The sequence below is a fragment of the Oryzibacillus soli genome, from assembly GCF_051594765.1.
In the GTDB taxonomy this organism is placed as follows: Bacteria; Bacillota; Bacilli; order Paenibacillales; family NBRC-103111; genus Paenibacillus_AR.
Genome location: NZ_JBPPGJ010000010.1, coordinates 1 through 18,598, shown reverse-complemented (window position 1 = coordinate 18,598; position 18,598 = coordinate 1). Strand labels below are relative to the sequence as shown.

Genomic DNA, 18,598 nt, shown 5'->3' with positions numbered 1-18,598 from the left:
CCACATATCCATGGGGGGCCTCCTGGCATCAATCGTACATATTCTTGCCGTAGTAGATCTCGTCCATCTCCATCCGGACCCGCTCGGTGATCTCCTCGGCCTCGGGGGGAGCGAGCCGCTCCTTCGTGTAGCCGAAGAGGTAGTTGTTCAGGTCGAACTTCTTCAGCTTGCACTTGGTGTGGAAGATGTTCTCCTGGTACACGTTGACGTCGATCATGTCGTACAGGGACTTGATCTCGTCGGGAATGTAGTTCTGGATCGAGCTGATCTCATGATCGATGAAGAGCTTATGCCCGCTGATATCTCGCGTGAAGCCCCGGACCCGGTAGTCGATGGTCATGATGTCCGTATCGAAGGAGTGGATCAGGAAGTTCAGCGTCTTGAGCGGGGAGATCTCTCCGCAGGTGGAGACGTCGATATCCGCCCGGAAGGTGCTGATCCCCTCGTCGGGGTGAAATTCCGGGTAGGTGTGGACAGTGATGTGGCTCTTGTCCAGCGCCAGCACCACAGCCTCCGGCAAAGGCCCCGGAGATTCCTCGTAGGACTCCGTCGGCACCTCCACCACCGGCCCCTCGGATACGAGCATGGTGACGCTGGCCCCTTGGGGCACATAGTCCTGCTTGGAGATATTCAGGACATGGGCGCCGATCATATCGGCCACCTGCTTCAGGATGGCGGTGAGCCGGTCGGCGTTGTACTGCTCGTCGATGTAGGCGATATAAGCCTCGCGCTCCTCCTTCGAGCGGGTGAAGCAGATATCGTACATATTATAGCTTAAGGTTTTGGTCAGGTTATTGAAGCCATGCAGCGTGACCCGCTGGTCCGGAGTCCCTTTCACGGTAACGCCCCCTTGTACGGCTGTGTCGGCCGGCCGGCTCGGGCCGGTCCGCGTTACCCCCTAGTTATTTCCTAGCGGGGAGGGGTTCATACGTCGGGGTGCCCTGACGGCCGAAGGCTCCGGACTCTGATCATGCCTCCTGGCGGAGAGCGCGCAGCTTGCGGTAGTCGCCCGGCGTCATGCCGACGACCCGCTTGAACACCCGTCCGAAGCTAATGGAGTTGGCATAGCCCACCTGCTCCGCAATATCCTGGAGGCTGTCCTCGGTGGTGGTGAGAAGCTGCTCCGCCCTCCGCATCCGCAGCTGGGCCAGGAAGTCCACGAACCGCATGTCGAATTCCTCCTTGAACAGGTAGCTGGCATACTTGTCGGAAATCTGGAACCGGTCGCTCAGGTGCTTCAGGGACAGGTCCGGATTGTCGAAGTTCTCCTCGATGTAGACTCTCATCTCACTGATCATGGCGCGATAGCTCTTCGATTCGTTGACGGATACGTAGATGCGGTAGATCTCCGCCAGCCACTTCAGCATCACCTCGCGGACCTCGTCCAGAGTGGTGCCGGTCTTGATCTCCCCGTAATAGCCCTCCAGGCTGAGAAGGCCGAAAACCCGCTTCAAGCCCTCCGACAGCTGTCCCAGCTCACGGTCCAGCATCTGGATCAGCATGCTGAGCATCATGTGGATGTCCTCATCCTTCACCTGCTCCTCCGTGAACCGGACGAACAGCTCCTCCAAGAGCTGCCGCCAGCCGTCATCCGCCACGCGGAACCTTCGCACGATCTCACCCAGCAGCTGCAGATAGGCGTAGGATTGGAACGAATCATGGGCGGGCAGGTCATCACTGGACACCACCATCCCTCTCCCCGAAGAAAGCTTGTGCTTCAGCGCTTCATCCGCCCCGCCGACCGACTCCGGAAGGGCCTCCAGCCCCCGGACACAAGGCCCGATGCCGATGGTTAGGGAGACGCCCAGATGATCGCCGACCCAAGCCATGAAGCGTCCCGCCAGCCGGTGGAGTCCTGCCTTCTGCTCCTGCAGATCCGCTTCGGAGCTGACCATCAAGCCGATCCGGCTGCCGCTGATCCATTCGGCCCAGCCCTGCAGCCCTTCCTCCGCAGCCAGCTCCTGCAGCAGATTCACGAGAGTGAGCTTGAGCATATTCTGCTCCTGGTCCGGGTACTTGCTCCGGAAGCCCTCGTACCGGTTCAGCTCCACGGCCAAAAACACATAATGCGTCGTTCCGTCGCCGAATGGCCGAAGGCGCTCCAGCCGGCTCTGCAGCAGGGAGAGACTCTCTCCCTCCATCAGGTCCATGAATAGCCGGCGCCGCTGCACCAGCAGATTCTCGTCGTGCTCCTCCTGGTATTCCATGGTCTGCCGGATCAGGGTCTCCAGCGCCCGGTCGATGAGCTGCAATTCGTTCCGGGCCTCCCGGTCCAGGCTGTCCTCCCGCAGCTGCAGGGCTTGAATCCGGTTCATCATGACCCGGATCGGGCGGTAATTGCGGCGGGTGACGTAGGTCATGTAGAAGATACCGGCGCCAACAGCCAGGATGCCGAGCAGGATCCACACGTAAGAGATGACGGACATCCAGGCGAACAGCTCTCCGGCCCGGATTCCGCTCTCGAAGGTCCATCCGGTGGATTCGGAGCGAATCCGGGTCAGCACCTTTCCCGAGGGGGTGTCGCCGGCCTCGAGATCCGCATAGAGGACGTCGCCGCCGCCGTTTACCACCCGCATGAAGGAAACCTTGCTGTCGGTCATGCCGTCGATCAGCCGTTGGAGCTTATACATGCTGACGTTCAGCGCCAGAAGCCCCTCGGAGCCGAAGGGCAGCGGCAGGGGCTTGGCCATGCTGATGGCCTTGACCGGCGGGTCGGAGGCGTTCACGACCAGGCTCCGGGCCGGACCCCAGCCGGGAGGCTGCGCTCCCGCCAGCGCCGAACGGACCCACAATTGGTCCGGGAACACATCCAAGGCAACCAGGCCGTTCAAGGTGAGCACCCGCCCGTCCAGCTTGCGGTAGAGATAGACCGATTCCACCAGCTGGTTGCGGTACAGAATGCCCTTCATCTCGTTGGCCGTATGGTACAGCTTGCTCCGATCCCCTTCATCGCTGGCCCCGCTAAGATAATCGTCGTAGTCCGGGTTCGTCTCCATCTCCTGCAGCACAGACAGCTCCACATCCCGAAGCGCATTCTCCACGGCTTCCACCACGTAGCCGGTGGAGACCCGGTTGGCCTTCTTGGTCTGGCTCCGGGAGAGCTCACCGACGACGAGGAAGGAGAGGAAGATGACGACGGACAAGGTCAGAATGAAGACCGGAAGGTAGGAGAACATCATGCTTCCGGACCATTTCCAATTCCGCTTCACAAGCGCCTCCCCCTTTCTGTAACCGGTCGAAGCCTTGTCTTGCCCTAATCCGCAAGACCGCGCTTGGCCGGCCGCCCCATTTTATGGATCCAATATAACATAGCCGCCCCGATGAACGCACTGAAAGTGCAGGTCATATACATGGCAGCCGCCCCTCCGGCGTTGTACAAATAGCCGTTCAGCAAGTTGCCTACGATGCCTCCCATTCCCGAGAACACCATGTAGAACACGCTTTGGCCGGTGGCCTGCATCCGCTTGCCGGAGACCGCCGCCACGTATTCCACCGCCGCCACGTAGAACAGGCCGAAGGAGAGCCCGTGCAGGATTTGGATGCCCATCATGACGGCCGGAACGGGGAAGAGCCATTGGATGGCCCACCTCAAGGCGTAGAAGACGGCGGCCAGCAGCAGGGTGCGCTCGTGGCCCAGCCGGTTGACGACTCTGGACGCCAGCAGCATGGTGGGAAGGTTGGTCATGGACGCCAGCAGGAGGGCGGTGCCGACCAGGGAGTAGCTGCCTCCGGCGCTTTTGAAGGCCAGCACGAAGAAGGAATTATAGGCTGTTAAGGTCTGGTTGACGAACAGGCAGGCGATCAGGAAGACGACGAACACCCGGTTGCCTAAGAGCTCCTTCAGCCCCTCGGACAGGGTGATGGGGGAGGCCTTCCGCTCCGTCTCTCCCGACAGGAGCAGGACGGTGCAGGCGCCGGCCAGGCTCAGGATCAGGAAGGGCAGCCACAGCTCCAGAATGCCGAACCGGGACAGATAGAGCCCGCCCAGATACCCGCCCAGCGCCGTGCCCACACTGCCCATCATCCGGATGGTTCCGTAGGAGGTTCCCGCGCGGCTGGCGGCAGAGACCGCATAGGAATCGGCGATCGGCGATTGGATGACATGGAAGACAATGTACAGCATGTAGACCATGAGAATGACGGCGGCCGCCTCCACATGATAGAAGAACGACAAAAAACCGGGGACCGCCACACCCAGGAGCAGCACGGTCTTGGTCTTCCGGTACCGGTCCACCAGCATCCCCCAGACCGGCTGGACGATGATGGACAGGAAGGTGCCGATGGACATGTAAACCCCGGCCAGGTTGGCCGGAATGCCCTGGTGAACGAAGAGGGTCGTCAGATAGGGATTGAACAGGCCGCCTGCCGTGCCGGTGAACAAATACAAGAGCCGGAGCTTGAAGAGCTCCATCCGCGCTGCCGAGGGAATCGCCGCTGCCGCAGGCTTCACGGCCGTCTCACTCTGCATGGCCGTTCCGCTCCCGTTCCGGATCCATCCGAAGGGTAAAATGCATCACCCGGCTCCCCTCGTCCGGGTGGTACGGGTAGATGATCTCCAGCCGGTCCTCCGGCTCGGCCCGGTGAATGACCGGCTCCGGCGCATCGGCTTCCACTTGGCAGGCGAGACCGGGAAGGAACCAGGCCGACGGGGTGACGGCGGCGCCGGACGATCCGGGACCGGAGATGTCGAAGTACACTTCGAGCTCCGTCTCCGTGTCCAGATGCACCTCCACGTCCAGCCGGTCCTGCTCCACGGATGCCTCGAAGCGGATGCCCCGGAGGTGGCTGTTCCAGCTCTTGCCCTTCTCCCTGCGCACCAGCCGCAGCTCATGCTTGCGGCCGGCCTCATCCAGCCAGTGAATCGTGGCCGGATGCATCTGGCCGTTGGTGTTGCGGCTGCCGGACATGGCACCGATCATGCGGGTGCCGCCGATCCACGCCGCAGCGGTGCACAGGTTGCGGTTGGACAGCCGGTGATCCCGCTCGCAGAGCTCCCGGAACCGCCATTCAACCCGGCGGTCCCCTTGGTGCTCCCGGAGCCGGGACAGCAGCTCGGGTGGGACCTGCACGCCGGCCAGCGCGATTAGCGGGTCATGGCTCGTCTCGCAGTTGATGCCCGCCAGGTGCTTGTGGGAGTCCCCGAACAAGAGGTAGAGGAAGACGCCGATGGAGCTGTGCCCCGTCATCTCCATCTCGTAAGCGCGGGCGAAGGGACCGGACAGATTCTCCATACGGGGGTTGTAAAAATCGGCGATGGCCGTCCACAGCCCCCGCTCGACCAGACTGCCGGCCTCCCGGAACGCCTCCGTCCGGCCGTAGACCCTCCACAGGCCCAGAACGGTCAGGTCCACCCCGTAATAGGTGGTCGTGTTGAACTCGGCCAAGGAGCCGAATTCCCGGAACTCCTCCAGGAAGGCGTCCAGCGTCCGGTCCAAGTGCTGCAGCCATTCCTGGTTGCCGAGCCGGTGCCCGTAATAATGAACGATGAACAGATGCATGAGCTCGATGTTGGAGTTCATGGGGATGGCATCGGAGAGGCGCCGGTCGATGGAGGCGCCGACCGCCTCCGTCATGGAGCTCTCCATCCGCCGGAGGGTCTCCGGCCGCAGCTTCCCCTCGAATTCGTCGAGGATGACCGCGAAGGTGCAGGCGATGAATTCCCGCCAGTTGGGGTCGAAGCCTCTCCACACCTGGGGAATGACCGCATAAGCGGATTGAAGGAAAGTCTCGCGTACCTCCTCCATGCTCAGGCCGGCCGGTTCCACCAGCCGGTTCAGTCCCGGGTGCAGCTCCTTGGCGATCTTCTCCAGAGTATCGTTCCAGAAGTAGGCGAAGCCGGGAGCGAAGGACTTCCAGGGGAAGCTGCCCGCCGGCGGGTCCGGAACCTGAGGGGCGACGCGGAACGTGCCGTGGTAGATCTCCTCCGGGCAGAGGTATTGCATATCCATGACCCGGTGCAGCACCCGGTCAGCCCGTTCCAGATCCCCGGGCCCGCCCCGGATCAGGAGGCCCAGGGCATAATGGGCGCTGCTGCGGGTATTGTGTCGGCCTTCCCGCTCTTCGTCGCGGAGAAGGCCTATGGTATCGTCGTACAGGGCATCCATCATGCCCATGGATTGTTCAATCAGGTACCGCTGCCGGTCGGACAGCCGGTTGATTGTGATCATGCTGCGTTCAACTCCTTCTAGGTTGCGCTTGATTCTTTACCCCTTGACTGCGCCTACCATGATGCCGCTGATGAAGTAGCGCTGGAGGAAGGGATAGACCACCAGGATCGGGAGGGTGGAGAACATGACACTGGCGGCCTTCAGGCTCTCGGGCATCAGCTTGTTCATGCCGACGCCCTCCTGCTGCATCAGCTCGCTGACCTGATTGTTCTGGATCATCTGATACAGCTTCAATTGTAGCGGATACAGCGCCGGTTTGTTAATGTACATGAGGGCGTCCTGGAAGCCGTTCCAGCGGCCCACGGCGTAGAACAGGCTCAGGGTGGCCAGGACCGGCAGGGAGAGCGGCAGGACGATGCGCACCAGGGTGCCCAGGTGGCTGCTGCCGTCCATCTCCGCCGCCTCCTCCAGGCTGTCGGGAATGTTCTGGAAGAACGAGATCAGAATGATCATGTAGAAGGGGCTGATCAGGATGGGCAGCACCAGCGCCCAGATGGAATCCAGCAGGTGAAGGTTCTTGATCAGAATGTACTCGGGAATCATGCCCCCGCTGAAGAACATGGTGACGATGATGATGAACATGAAGCCTTTGCGTCCGCGAAGATGCTTCTTGGACAAGGCATATGCGATACCGATGGTCATAAGCATACAGAGCGCTGTAGCCAGCAGTGTCAGCGTGACGGTGAAGCCCAGGGACCGGACCATGGAGGAATCCGTGAAGACCTGCCCGTAAGCCTCGAAGGTCAGCTCCTTCGGCAGGAAGGTCACCAGCCCGGCGGCGATGGGGCGGCTGGAGCTGAGCGAGATGGCTGCGATATGGATGAACGGCGCCAGACAAAGGATGACGACGCCCGCGATCAGAAGGATATTGACGGTGTCGAACAATCGTGCGGAGGTGCGCTCCTTCATTTTAAGTTTCCCCCTTGCGTCGGTCACGATGAATGATCGTGGGATGGAATGGATCCTGTTAGAGAATGCTCTCGTCGGTCAACCGCTTGGACGTATAGTTGGCGCCCAGGAGGAATACCAGGCCCACAACGGCCTGGAAGAGGCCGACGGCCGTGGCCAGGGAGATCTGGCCGGATTGGATGCCGACCCGGTAGACGAAGGTGCTGAGCACCTCGGAGTATTCCCGGACGGCCACGTTCCCGATGATGAAGGGGCGGTCGAAGCCGATGGTGATCATATTGCCCAGGTTGATGACGAGCAGAGTGACGATGGTGCTCCGGATGCCCGGCAGGGAGATGTGCCAGATCTTGCGGAACCGCCCGGCCCCATCCACATCGGCGGCCTCGTACAGCTCCTTGTTGATGCCGGTCAGGGCTGCCAGGTACAGAATGGTGCCCCAGCCTGCGCTCTGCCACACGCCCACAGACAGGTAGGTCAGGAGCCAATCCCCCTTTTGGGTCAAGAAGGGAATGGGCTCCATGCCCAGGGAGGTCAGCAGGTTGTTGATGAATCCGGACTGGGTGCCGAATACCTGGAGTACGATGCCGCCGATGATGACCCAGGAGATGAAGTGGGGGATATAAAGAATGGTCTGCGCCACCTTCTTGAACCAGAGCACCCGCAGCTCATGAAGCATAATGGCCAACAGCAGCGGGGCCGGGAAGGAGACGATCAGATCCAGGGCGTTCAGCATCAGCGTATTGCGTAGGGCTTGGAAAAAGTTGTGGTTCCGGAATACCTCCCGGAAGATGTCCATACCCACCCATTGGCTTCCGGAGATGCCTTGGAAGAAGTTGAAGTCCTTGAAGGCGATCTGCACCCCGTACATGGGGCCATACCGGAAGACGATGAAATAGAGAAGCGGCACGATCAAGAAGAGATACAGCTGCCAGTGTCTGCGCAGATAAACGAGGTTGCTCACGGTCTTCACACTCCTTATACGGATCCGCCTGCAGCGAACGGCGGGATGCGCCAGGCACCCGCCGGCCGCCCGTGCCGGAATGCAGCGGTTTATTACTTCTTGCCGGTCATTTCCTTATAGGCTGCGGTCCGCTCCTCTTGAATGGCTTGGCCGCCGCTGGCCATATAGTCCTTCATCATGGTGTCGAAGGTGCTGTCGAACTGCTCCGGCTTCACCATGGACAGCTTGACGATCATCTCTTGGTACTTGTCGGTCAGAGCCGTGCCGTACTTGGCTTCGGCGGCGATCGGACGGTCGAAGCGCACCGGCTTGATGGTGTCGGTGTTGGAGATGACGACGGATTTCTTCATATCCGCCTGATACTTCTTCGGCGTCTGTGCAATATAGGCCGCTTCATTTTTGGCTGCGTCCCCGACGAACTTGCCGTTGACGATGATGGCGATATCGCCGAAGTTATAGATGCGGTCCTTGGCTTCCTTGGTGGCATCGGCCTTCACGACCGGCACGCCGTCCTCCAAGGTGTAGTTCTCGTTCTGGATGCCGTATTGAATATCGAACAGATTGCTGCCGGAGGCCATCCAATCCAGATATTTCAACGCGTTCTCCACGTTTTTGCTGGACTTGGGGATCATCACGTACATGGCGTTGGGGGCGTATTCCGGCTTGGCATGCTTGCCCTCCGAGTTGGTGAAGGCATCCACCGGCGTCATGACGGCGCCCGGCACGTTGGCCTGAAGATTCTCATAGCCGCCGTTGGCGGTGAAGTACAGCTCACCGGCGTCCTCGGTGTAGAAGCCGACCAAGCCGTTCTGCATGCTCTGCCACAGCTGCTTCTTATCCTTGTCGAGGCCGAAGTCCTTGCTCACCAAGCCCTCGTTGTACAGCTTGTTCAGGAACTTCAGCGAATCCTTGAAGCCCGGGAGCAGGGTCGGGTAATCGCTGGAGCCCAGCTTCTGGGTCAGCGTGTACCGCTGCTCTTCCGTGACCGGCTTGATGAAGGACCATATAACCGGATCATACTGGGCCGCGGCCAAGCTCATGCCGAAGGGGATCAGCTTGCCCCCTGTGCCGCCCGGATCCTTTTCCTTGAAGGCCTTCAAGGTCTTATAGAGATCGTCGGTGGTTTGCGGAACCGGCAGGCCCAGCTTATCCAGCCAATCCTGGCGGACATAGCCCGCGTATTTACCCAGCACCAGCCGCTTGCCCGGAATGGCGAACTGCTTTCCTTTATACTGGCCGTAAGCCAGAGTCTCCTCTCCGAGGAACTTCTTCAGATTCGGCGCATATTTGTCCACCAGACCGGTCAGGTCCGTCAGCCCGCCCTGCTCCGCGTACCGGTTGAAGGTTCCTGAGTCATACGTGAAGACAATGTCCGGCACCTCGCTCTGGCTGGCCATCAGCACGTTTAGCTTCTGTACTTCTTCAGAGCGGGGGACGGGGACGAATTGGACGTCTATATTGTTCGGCTTGCCGAAGCGTTCCTTAACCAACCGGGTCAGGTAGCTGTCCGTGATGGTGTAGCCCGCAGGGGAGTTGCCCCGGTCGAAGATTTCGACCTTCAGGTTAGAGGGCGCCGAAGCCGCCGAGGAGCCCGGGGTGGAACCTGAAGACGTTTCGGTTGTGGAGGAGCAGGCGGATAATAGGAAGGCGGAGGCCAGCGTAGCTGCTATTGCCGGAGCGGCCCATCCTTTTGACTGTCTTTGTCTCATACTCACATCACCTTAGCCTTTCCGTAGTTAGAGTTATGGTGCCGGGAGACATTGGACATCTTCGTCGGCGTCTCATGTGAGTTATTATTACGTGGATTGATTCAATCGCACAATAAACCATTTTCGGATGGGGGGATAACAGGATTTTGTGTTAGATATTATAACATAATAAACCGAATTCGTAGGGATAAACGATTTTCAATATGCAGGAATGATCGGGTTGATCTCGAATAGGTACTGCAATCAGAACCATAAATGGATTCGCAGAAGGAGTTGGAAACGATGATCAAAGGCTTCGGTGGCGTATTCTGGAGAACGAAGGATCTTGAAGGGACCAAGAAGTGGTACCGCGACGTGTTGCAATTGGATATCGGGGATTGGAACGGAACGGTCATCCAGTCCCCGGCTGAGCATGAGACAATCTTCTCGTTGTTTGCCGAGAATGACCGATATTTTCCCGCTGAGCAGCAAGTCATGTTAAACTTCCAGGTGCATAGTCTGGAGGAGACGATGCAGCATCTGGAACGGATGGGGGTCCCCCTGGCGAAGGAACAAGAGAGCAGTGAATACGGGAAGTTCATCTGGATTCGGGATCCGGACGGCCGGCTGGTCGAGCTGTGGGAGAAATAATGAGCCGTACCCATACGGAATAACGGGAGTTGAATGAATCAGGGAGCAGACTGCCACGGCAGATGCTTCCTTTTTTTTTGCAAAAAAGGTGTTGACCTGGAGTCGGCTCCATCCCCCTAGAATAACCATAAAGGAGGCGAGAAGGGATGTATTCCATCGGGCAAGCGGCGAAGCTGGCGGGCTTCAGCATCGATACCGTGCGGTATTACGAGAAGATCGGTTTGATGAAATCGATTGCGAGAGGGCCGGGGGGGGATAAGGTCCTATAGTGAGGATGACGTTCGAATGCTGTCTTCCCTGCACTGTCTGAAGAAGACGGGGCTGTCGCTGGAGGAGATGAAGGTGTTTCTGCAGGAGGGTAAATGCTTCGCGAATGCCCCTTCCCCGCTTAGCGGCGAGGACCGAAGGGGGATCGCGGAACGGGTACACATTCTTACCGGGCATCTGAACCGAATGGAGGCGCAATACGCAGCGCTGGCGGGCATTATCGGCGAGACGAAGGAAAAGCTGGATTTCTATAACAGGATCTTGGAAAAGGAGGCAGCGCCAACATGAAGATCGCTTCGATGGGTTCGGGCAATATAGGGGGGACCTTGGGGAAAAGATGGGCCGCACTTGGACACAGCGTCATGTTCGGATCCCGGGATCCACATAGCCGGAAGATGAAGGACTTGCTGCAGGATGCGGGCCATGACGCACAGGCCGGAACCATCCGGGAGGCCGCAGCCTTCGGAGACGTCATCCTGCTGGCTGTTCCGCCTGACGGGGTGGAGCACGCACTGGCCGAGGCTGGGGATCTGGGTGGCAGGATCCTGATCAACTGCACCAACCGGTACGACGGCCAATCCGCGGATGCGGAGGTCCGGCGTCTAGCCAAGAATGCCCGGATCGTCCGCGCCTTCCACACCATGCCTTGGGAAGTGCTGGCGAACCCGCATTATGAAGGGGGCACAGCGGCGGCCTTCTTGTATGGGGATGATTCCGCAGCAGTAGAGACGGTGGCCCGGTTGATCACCGAGCTGGGGCTGGATCCCATCGACGTAGGCGGCCCCGATGAAATGACCGCGTTGGAGACGGCCAATGGGACCTTGTGGAGGATTTTTGCTCCGGTCTTCGGGCGGGAATACGGACTGAGCATCCTTAGACGTTAGGAGCAATGGGGTTAGAGGTCATAGTAAGGCTGCCGTGTTAGAGACGGCGGCTTTTTATTTTGGCGGGAAATCGGCTAAAGCGGTTTTTTATCTGTTTATCCCGGAGTACTTGTTGGATACTGGCTATAGATGGAACTGGGGAGGCGTAGTATGGACATTGAAATCATCTGTCCGTATGACAATGCGTTGAAGTATGTGAAAGAGATGAAGGCTGGGATGAATCGGGATTCCCAATGGTTATGGGACAGCTATATGATTCAACCCTATTGGGACCGCATTTCCCAATGGGCGCCATTTGACCAGAGCTTCATGAAGCCTGTCAGGGTTGAGGATATCGGTCAACTGGAGCAGCAGCTTCCGCTGCTGGCGCAAATTCATGTGGAGGATCTGAAGAGCGAGTTCGAAAGAATAAGCCGTGAGCTGCCGAAGGACGATGACGACCCCATCACCGTGGCGATATACCCCAATACGGATGCGAAGGTGAGGGAGCGCCAAAATGGAGTGGTGGGTGCATGCGTATTTGGAAATATCCTGCTCCAAGTCAATCCGCTGGCAGAGAATTGGGAGCATTGGATTCCGTACGTATTCGCCCATGAGTACCACCACAGCGTTTGGGGGCACCATTGGTATGTGTTGAATGGAGGATTAGAGGGGAGCTTTCTGGAATATATGATCAATGAGGGACAAGCGGATGCCTTTGCAAAGAGTCTGTTTCCTCATTTAGAGCCGCCATGGCTTAGGACGTTAACCGGGAGCGAAGAAACGGAGTTATGGGAGAAAATGAAGCCGATCCTGCACAGCACGGACCGGAAGGATTTCAACGCCTATATGTTCGGAGATGAAATGCGGGGACTTCCATGGTGTGTAGGCTATATCTTCGGGCATCTCGTGGTGAACCGTTATTTGGAGCTGCATCCTGAAGTCACGCTTGCGGAACTGATAGCGGTGCATCCTAGAGAAATATTGGAAGGCAGCAGGTACGGGGGATAGAGAACCAGCTTGTAGAAGGATCTTCAATTGATGGGGGAACCGACATTCCAAGGTTCCCCCATTTCTTGTTTATATGCTAAGAAACTTAGAGTTAACGGCGGTGTGAATCGCCTGTCTTAATAAACACCGTCAGCGAGGCTTCTTCCCAGCTTACTATGGCGCCGAGAGACTCCGCGATAAACCGGGCCGGGACCAGGGTGCTTCCATTCACGATCACAGGGGCAGTACGTAAGGAAATGCTTGCCCCATTAAGGTACGCTTCCTTGCTTCCCTCTGTGAGCCTGATGATGGTCTCACCTCGTGTTGCGGATACGGTGGAAGTATCGGAATTCCATTCGATGCTGGCACCCATCTCTTCAAATATTTTGCGGAGTGGTATCATAGTGGTGTCATCCACAATCACAGGCGGTTGATCGAACTTTAAGACACGGCCGTCAAGGTTGACCCGGATCTGGTCCTCTTGCAGAACCTCGGATTCATAGCTCTTAATCCACGTCGGAACCGTTCGGTACCATTCGGTTCCATCACCGACAGGGCCATGGCCCCAAGACCATAACGTGTGATCGTCCTTAATGGCCATGGAGGTAAAAGAAATTCCCGATGCGTTGATTTCTTTCACCCGGATCAGCCCCTTGACTTGTACTGGAATATCGCTATTCTCATAAGAACCGATCCCAAGCTGGCCACCGTTGTTTCTTCCACTTGCCCATACCGTTCCGTCGCGTTTGAGCATCAAGGGGCCGCCGGCGCTTGCCTTCAGGGATGCGACATCGGAGATCCCTTCAAGCTGTCGGAGTGCTGAATGGTCGGAGGTATCTTGACCATCCACCTTGCCAATACCATTCGAGCCCCATTGCCACACGGTGCCGTCCTGCTTTAGACCGTAGGAGTAGGCTCCGCCCGCAGCGATCTGGGTCATGTCCGTGATGCCGTCGATGGGGGTTGCCTTGCCGGAGGATAGGGTCCACACGGTGCCGTCCTTCTTCAGGGCAATCATATTCCCCCAGCCGAGAGAGACGGAGATTATCCCGTCAAACCCCTTCAGTTGGATAGGGGTCCTGTAGTTTCCATAGGTGCCGTCGCTTTTTTTGTAATAGAGGCCACCCCATGCCCAGAGGGTTCCGTCCTTCTTGACAGCGTAACACTTGGTCCAATCTGCGGCGATTGCGGCAACATCCGTTACTCCCTTCACTTGCACCGGGAGATAGCGGTCTTCGTTATGGATCACTTCGTGTTTACCCGCACTATACTCCGTCTGAGTCCCGTCCCCGATGATGCCGCTGCTGTTGCTTCCCCAAGCCCACACCGTACCATCCTTCTTCAAGGCAAGGGAAAACCCTTGGCCTGAGGCAACGGCGCTAACTTCAGATAGACCCTTAACTTGAGTGGGTACCCACGATGGTGCCGCATCCTTTCCCCCTTCGCCATTTCCTAATTGTCCGGATTGGTTGCCTCCCCATGCCCATACGGTTCCATCGGATTTGACGGCAATTCCGTCTGATCCTATGGCGAACCATCCGTTAGGAGTCACTTGCGGAGGCTCCGCCATAGCCTGGCTGCTCAAGCTGATAGAGAGTAGAAATACAAGTAGAAAAGATGACAATTTCTTCATGAAGAGCACTTAGATGACCTCCCACATTCTCGAGTTGCAAATATTATTATTTTTTTCTTTATTCTACCACCTTATATCGGGAATTGGACAATGTTATTTCGAATGCAATGTAGGATGAAGGGCATCTGACTGAAGCCCGTTTAAAAGCTCCTCCACTCCGTGGAAGGCGGCTTTTTGGCGTTGCCATCAGGTGTCATTCCCATCGTCCCATGATCCGCGAATGTGATTATCATCCCCGCGGGCCCTTGCGGCGCCTGGATTTGCGCGATAATCCGGGGCGGCGCACCGCCCGCTGGCAAAGTGATTGTAGCCGGGAAGGCCCGGGGCAGGTTACCTTGATGTCGTAAGGGATGCGCATCCCCTTCGCACGTCACCCCGATTGGGGAGGAGGAACCGAATTTGTCTGTCAGCAAGCTCACCGCGCCAACCGGTAGCGGGGTCTCCGTCAAGCGGAGCAGCCTGCCCGGCTGGCTGAAGGCCGCCATCCGCAACCGGTACTTGTACCTGTTGATCTCGCCCGGCCTCTTATATTTCCTACTGTTCAAGTACGTGCCTATCTGGGGGCTCATCATCTCCTTCCAGGATTACCTGCCCTTCCGAGGGATCTCGGGCAGCCCGTGGGTGGGATGGAAGCACTTCGAGAGGTTCTTCTCGGAGCCGACCTTTTGGATGCTGTTCAAGAACACTCTGATTCTCTTCGGCCTGAACCTGATCTTCGTCTTCCCGATCCCCATCGTGCTGGCCCTGATGCTGAACGAGGTGCGCCAAGCCGTCTTCAAGCGGACCATCCAGACCATGGTGTACGTCCCGTACTTCCTGTCCTGGGTCATCGTCGTCGCGCTGAGCTTCATTCTCCTGACCCCGGAGGGCGGGCTGGTCAACAGCATCATCCAATCCTTCGGCGGGACGCCCGTCAACTTCTTGGCCAGCGACATCTGGTTCCGTCCCATCTACATCATCCAGATCATCTGGAAAGAAGCCGGCTGGGGCACCATCCTGTATCTGGCCGCCATGGCGGGCATCGACACCCAGCTCTACGAGGCCGCCCGCATGGACGGGGCCGGACGGTTCCGCCAACTGTGGCACGTGACTCTGCCCGGCATCCGGGGTGTCATCGTGATGCTCCTGATTCTGAAGGTGGGCTCGGTGCTGGAGCTGGGCTTCGACCACATCTTCCTGATGCTGAACTCCATGAACCGGGAGGTGGCCGAGATCTTCGACACCTATGTCTACACCACCGGCCTGAAGCAGGGGCAATTCAGCTACAGCACGGCCATCGGGCTCTTCAAGTCCGTTGTCGGCTTCGTGATGGTGCTGATCGCCAACCGGCTGGCCAAGTGGTTCGGCGAGGAAGGCATCTATTGATGGAAGGAGGAACCCGTTGTGGAGCACCGCACACTGTCCGGACGGCTCTTTGAAGCCGTCAATCTGCTCTTGCTGTCCGTCATCGGGCTGGTGACCGTCATTCCGTTCATCCACGTGATCGCCGTGTCGTTCGCCACTCCCGAGGAATACGTCCGCAAGACCTTCATGCTCTTCCCCACCGCCTTCAGCCTGGAGGCGTACCGCTTCATCTTCAGCACCAACACCGTGTTCCGGAGCCTGTGGGTCACCGTAGGCATTACCGTAGTCGGCACACTGGTCAGCATGCTCGTCACTTCCTGTATGGCCTACGGGCTGGCCCGCAAAGACCTGGGAGGACGGCGGGTGCTCATGTTCCTGGTGGTCTTCACCATCCTGTTCAACGGCGGCATGATCCCGTCCTTCCTGATCGTGAAGCAGCTGGGGCTCATCGACTCCTATGCCGCCATGATCATCCCGAGTACGGTGAGCGCATTCAATCTGATCATCATGCGCAACTTCTTCATGGGGCTGCCCGACGGCCTCGAGGAATCCGCCAAGATCGACGGCTGCAACGACATCGGCATCCTGGTCCGCATCGTGCTGCCGCTATCCAAGGCGGTGCTGGCCTCCGTAGGACTGTTCTACGCGGTGGGCTATTGGAACACCTTCATGCAGGCGGTGCTGTTCGTGGACGATTATGCGAAGTGGCCCATCCAGGTGCTGCTGCGCCAGATCGTCATCATGGCGGCAGGCCTGTCCTCCAATCCGGAGATGATGACGCAGGATTATGTCCCGCCTCCGGAGCAGACTATCAAGATGGCAGTCATCGTCGTAGCGACGGTTCCGGTGCTGGCGGTGTATCCGTTCCTGCAGAAGCATTTTGCCAAGGGAGCGCTGCTCGGGTCCATCAAAGGCTAGATCACAATATGGTATAATCATTTCTATTAGGGGGATATCCAGATGACATTTCTTATACCCAACCGTAAAAAGATGCTGGCAGTAACCATCACCACCCTGGTGGCAGGAACCCTCGCCGGCTGCGGCGGCGGAACGGACTCTTCGGCAGGGGGCGCCTCCGCGCAGCCCCAAGCCAGCCAAGGCGCAGCCACAGCGGCTGCCGACAGCGGCAAGAAGCTGGAGCTCTCCATGCTGGCCCTGCTCTACGGCGCCAACCCGCCGACGGATACGGTGCTAAAGCTGGTGGAGGAGAAGACGAACAGCAAGATCGATTTTACCTGGGTGCCGGCCAACGTCTATACGGATAAGCTGACCACGGCCATCGCGGCCAACACGCTGCCGAAGATCGTCCAGGTCCCCAACACCGAGATGAAAAACACCGCCGTCGTCAACGCCATCCGCTCCGGCATGTTCTGGGAGGTCGGTCCCTATCTGAAGGACTACCCCAACCTGACAAAATATATGGACCCTAAGATTCTGGAGTCCACCAAGTATTACGGCAAGCTGTACAGCCTCTTCTACGAGATCGACATCTCCCGCCAGGGCACCCAATACCGGAAGGACTGGCTCGACAAGCTGGGGCTGAAGGAGCCGACCAACCTGAACGAGCTGTACGAGGTGCTGAAGGCGTTCACCTATAACGACCCGGACGGCAATGGAGTGGCCGACACCTACGGGGCGGTGGACCGGAACGAGCTGCCATACAGCGCCTTCAAGGAAATCGCCATGTGGCACGGGACGCCTCATGAGTGGGGCATCGACGAGAGCGGCAAGCTGAAGCCGGACTTCATGTACAAGGAGTATATGGATGCCTTGAAGTACATGAAGAAGCTGTATGACGAGAAGCTGATCAACCAGGACTTCACCGTTACCAGTCCGGCCCAACAGGAGGAGAAATTCCTGAACGGCAAGGGAGGCATGATGCTCGGGAATATCTTCGCACGGCAGGAGAAGCTGACGAAGATCAACCCGAACGGCAAGATCGGCATCTTCAACCGCATCGAAGGGCCTAAGGGCTACCGCAACTGGGGCGGCACAGGGCTGGCGAGCCTGTACCTGTTCCCGAAGACCAGCGTGAAGACCGAGGCGGAGCTGAAGCAGATTCTGGGCTTCTTCGACAAGCTGCTGGTGCCGGAGACATACAACCTGCTGGGCTTGGGCATCGAGGGACGCCACTACAAGAAGGTGGATGACGCCACCATGGAGTTCCTGCCGGAGGCGACAGATCTGAAGACCAACGAGGTCAATCCGCTGTCCAACGTGCTGCACTTCGCAAACTTCAACTTCCTGAAGCAGAAGCAGACTGATCCGGTGTGGGCCGAGGTGCTGGACGCCATCGCCGACAACAAGAGCATCGCAGTCATGAACCCGGCCGCCTCTCTCCTGTCTCCGACTCAAGCGGAGAAGGGGACGGAGCTGCAGAAGATCATCACCGACGCCACGTACAAATTCATCCTCGGCACCATCAATGAGGACGGCTTCAACAAGGAGGTCGACAAGTGGCGCAAGGGCGGCGGCGACAAGATCATCGAGGAGCTGAACGAGCAATATAAAGCGAGCAAGTAAGCGCCCGCTGGGGAGTCCGTGTGAAGCGGGCTCCCCTTGGTGCGTGGCGGGCAAGCAGCTGGGTGGAGGGCAAGTGGGCGGGCACGAGGAGGGCAATCGGCGGCAGAATTGCCGCTGGCTGTCCCGGTGGCCAGCCGGAGAGGCGAACGAGCGGCAAATATGCCGCTGGTGGAGGGAAGGCCGAGTAGGCGGGCGCGCGTGGGGGCAATCGGCGGCAGAATTGCCGCTGGCTGTCCCGGCGCCCAGCCGTAGGCGCGAACGAGCGGCAAATATGCCGCTGGTGGACGGCGAGGCCGAGTGGGCGGGCGCGAGGAGGGCAATCGGCGGCAGAATTGCCGCTGGCTGTCCTGGCGCTTGGCCGTAGGCGCGAACGAGCGGCAAATATGCCGCTGGTGGACGGCGAGGCTGAGTGGGCGGGCGTGAGGAGGGCCATCGGCGGCAGAATTGCCGCTGGCTGTCCCGGCGCCCAGCCGTAGGCACGAAAGAGCGGCAAATATGCCGCTGGTGGACGGCGAGGCCGAGTGGGCGGGCGCGAGGAGGGCAATCGGCGGCAGAATTGCCGCTGGCTGTCCTGGCGCTTGGCCGTAGGCGCGAACGAGCGG

General features: G+C 58.7%; 16 protein-coding genes. 8 read left to right on the top strand and 8 right to left on the bottom strand.

Annotated features, from left to right (window positions below; genetic code table 11):
* Nucleotides 1-28: 28 nt before the first annotated feature.
* The 7 genes from speD to ACSEXW_RS14845 form a co-directional block, all read right to left on the bottom strand.
* Nucleotides 29-838 carry an adenosylmethionine decarboxylase gene (gene speD, locus ACSEXW_RS14875; protein ID WP_438446961.1) on the bottom strand — a complete coding sequence of 270 codons (810 nt, stop codon included), beginning with the start codon at nucleotides 836-838 and terminating at the stop codon, nucleotides 29-31.
* A 130-nt stretch (nucleotides 839-968) separates the two neighbouring features.
* Complete coding sequence (locus ACSEXW_RS14870; protein WP_438446960.1) at nucleotides 969-3,209, bottom strand: helix-turn-helix domain-containing protein; 2,241 nt, start codon at nucleotides 3,207-3,209, stop codon at nucleotides 969-971.
* A gap of 44 nt (nucleotides 3,210-3,253) precedes the next feature.
* Nucleotides 3,254-4,468 carry an MFS transporter gene (locus ACSEXW_RS14865; RefSeq protein ID WP_438446959.1) on the bottom strand — a complete coding sequence of 405 codons (1,215 nt, stop codon included), beginning with the start codon at nucleotides 4,466-4,468 and terminating at the stop codon, nucleotides 3,254-3,256.
* Nucleotides 4,458-6,167, bottom strand: coding sequence for a DUF8769 domain-containing protein (locus ACSEXW_RS14860; RefSeq protein ID WP_438446958.1), 1,710 nt, complete (start codon nucleotides 6,165-6,167; stop codon nucleotides 4,458-4,460). Before ACSEXW_RS14860 ends, ACSEXW_RS14865 begins: the two co-directional genes overlap by 11 nt.
* Nucleotides 6,168-6,203: 36 nt before the next feature.
* Complete coding sequence (locus ACSEXW_RS14855; protein ID WP_438446957.1) at nucleotides 6,204-7,076, bottom strand: carbohydrate ABC transporter permease; 873 nt, start codon at nucleotides 7,074-7,076, stop codon at nucleotides 6,204-6,206.
* Between the two features lie 58 nt (nucleotides 7,077-7,134).
* Entirely contained in the window at nucleotides 7,135-8,037 is a 903-nt protein-coding gene (locus tag ACSEXW_RS14850) for an ABC transporter permease (RefSeq protein WP_438446956.1), read from the bottom strand.
* Nucleotides 8,038-8,129: 92 nt separating this feature from the next.
* Entirely contained in the window at nucleotides 8,130-9,746 is a 1,617-nt protein-coding gene (locus ACSEXW_RS14845; RefSeq protein WP_438446955.1) for an extracellular solute-binding protein, read from the bottom strand.
* A gap of 282 nt (nucleotides 9,747-10,028) precedes the next feature.
* Between ACSEXW_RS14845 and ACSEXW_RS14840 the strand changes: the two genes are divergently transcribed.
* From ACSEXW_RS14840 to ACSEXW_RS14820, 5 genes are all read left to right on the top strand, one after another.
* Nucleotides 10,029-10,376: a VOC family protein gene (locus tag ACSEXW_RS14840; RefSeq protein ID WP_438446954.1), complete on the top strand. Its 348-nt coding sequence runs from the start codon at nucleotides 10,029-10,031 to the stop codon at nucleotides 10,374-10,376.
* Nucleotides 10,377-10,522: 146 nt separating this feature from the next.
* Complete coding sequence (locus ACSEXW_RS14835; RefSeq protein ID WP_438446953.1) at nucleotides 10,523-10,645, top strand: MerR family DNA-binding transcriptional regulator; 123 nt, start codon at nucleotides 10,523-10,525, stop codon at nucleotides 10,643-10,645.
* A 16-nt stretch (nucleotides 10,646-10,661) separates the two neighbouring features.
* Entirely contained in the window at nucleotides 10,662-10,931 is a 270-nt protein-coding gene (locus ACSEXW_RS14830) for a MerR family transcriptional regulator (RefSeq protein WP_438446952.1), read from the top strand.
* Nucleotides 10,928-11,527 carry an NADPH-dependent F420 reductase gene (locus tag ACSEXW_RS14825; protein WP_438446951.1) on the top strand — a complete coding sequence of 200 codons (600 nt, stop codon included), beginning with the start codon at nucleotides 10,928-10,930 and terminating at the stop codon, nucleotides 11,525-11,527. Before ACSEXW_RS14830 ends, ACSEXW_RS14825 begins: the two co-directional genes overlap by 4 nt.
* Nucleotides 11,528-11,677: 150 nt before the next feature.
* Nucleotides 11,678-12,517, top strand: a complete 840-nt coding sequence (locus ACSEXW_RS14820; RefSeq protein WP_438446950.1) for a DUF2268 domain-containing putative Zn-dependent protease — start codon at nucleotides 11,678-11,680, stop codon at nucleotides 12,515-12,517.
* 91 nt (nucleotides 12,518-12,608) lie between these two features.
* Here the strand turns inward: ACSEXW_RS14820 and ACSEXW_RS14815 are convergent, their stop codons facing one another.
* Entirely contained in the window at nucleotides 12,609-14,066 is a 1,458-nt protein-coding gene (locus ACSEXW_RS14815) for a stalk domain-containing protein (RefSeq protein ID WP_438446949.1), read from the bottom strand.
* A 522-nt stretch (nucleotides 14,067-14,588) separates the two neighbouring features.
* On the opposite strand from ACSEXW_RS14815, the gene ACSEXW_RS14810 reads away from it, so the two are divergent.
* Genes ACSEXW_RS14810 through ACSEXW_RS14800 form a run of 3 tightly spaced genes read left to right on the top strand, consistent with a single transcriptional unit; the run spans nucleotide 14,589 to nucleotide 17,996 of the window.
* Nucleotides 14,589-15,494, top strand: a complete 906-nt coding sequence (locus ACSEXW_RS14810) for an ABC transporter permease (protein WP_438447154.1) — start codon at nucleotides 14,589-14,591, stop codon at nucleotides 15,492-15,494.
* A gap of 18 nt (nucleotides 15,495-15,512) precedes the next feature.
* A complete protein-coding gene (locus ACSEXW_RS14805; protein ID WP_438446948.1) occupies nucleotides 15,513-16,391 on the top strand; it encodes a carbohydrate ABC transporter permease in 879 nt (292 codons plus the stop codon).
* A 42-nt stretch (nucleotides 16,392-16,433) separates the two neighbouring features.
* Nucleotides 16,434-17,996, top strand: coding sequence for an extracellular solute-binding protein (locus ACSEXW_RS14800; RefSeq protein ID WP_438446947.1), 1,563 nt, complete (start codon nucleotides 16,434-16,436; stop codon nucleotides 17,994-17,996).
* Nucleotides 17,997-18,598 lie beyond the last annotated feature (602 nt).

Coding starts and splice junctions, on each gene's coding strand:
- ACSEXW_RS14865 (WP_438446959.1), bottom strand. CDS start 4,468: ATGCAGAGTGAGACGGCCGTGAAGCCTGCGGCAGCGGCGATTCCCTCG.
- ACSEXW_RS14860 (WP_438446958.1), bottom strand. CDS start 6,167: ATGATCACAATCAACCGGCTGTCCGACCGGCAGCGGTACCTGATTGAA.
- ACSEXW_RS14855 (WP_438446957.1), bottom strand. CDS start 7,076: ATGAAGGAGCGCACCTCCGCACGATTGTTCGACACCGTCAATATCCTT.
- ACSEXW_RS14845 (WP_438446955.1), bottom strand. CDS start 9,746: ATGAGACAAAGACAGTCAAAAGGATGGGCCGCTCCGGCAATAGCAGCT.
- ACSEXW_RS14840 (WP_438446954.1), top strand. CDS start 10,029: ATGATCAAAGGCTTCGGTGGCGTATTCTGGAGAACGAAGGATCTTGAA.
- ACSEXW_RS14835 (WP_438446953.1), top strand. CDS start 10,523: ATGTATTCCATCGGGCAAGCGGCGAAGCTGGCGGGCTTCAGCATCGAT.
- ACSEXW_RS14830 (WP_438446952.1), top strand. CDS start 10,662: ATGCTGTCTTCCCTGCACTGTCTGAAGAAGACGGGGCTGTCGCTGGAG.
- ACSEXW_RS14825 (WP_438446951.1), top strand. CDS start 10,928: ATGAAGATCGCTTCGATGGGTTCGGGCAATATAGGGGGGACCTTGGGG.
- ACSEXW_RS14820 (WP_438446950.1), top strand. CDS start 11,678: ATGGACATTGAAATCATCTGTCCGTATGACAATGCGTTGAAGTATGTG.
- ACSEXW_RS14815 (WP_438446949.1), bottom strand. CDS start 14,066: ATGGCGGAGCCTCCGCAAGTGACTCCTAACGGATGGTTCGCCATAGGA.
- ACSEXW_RS14800 (WP_438446947.1), top strand. CDS start 16,434: ATGACATTTCTTATACCCAACCGTAAAAAGATGCTGGCAGTAACCATC.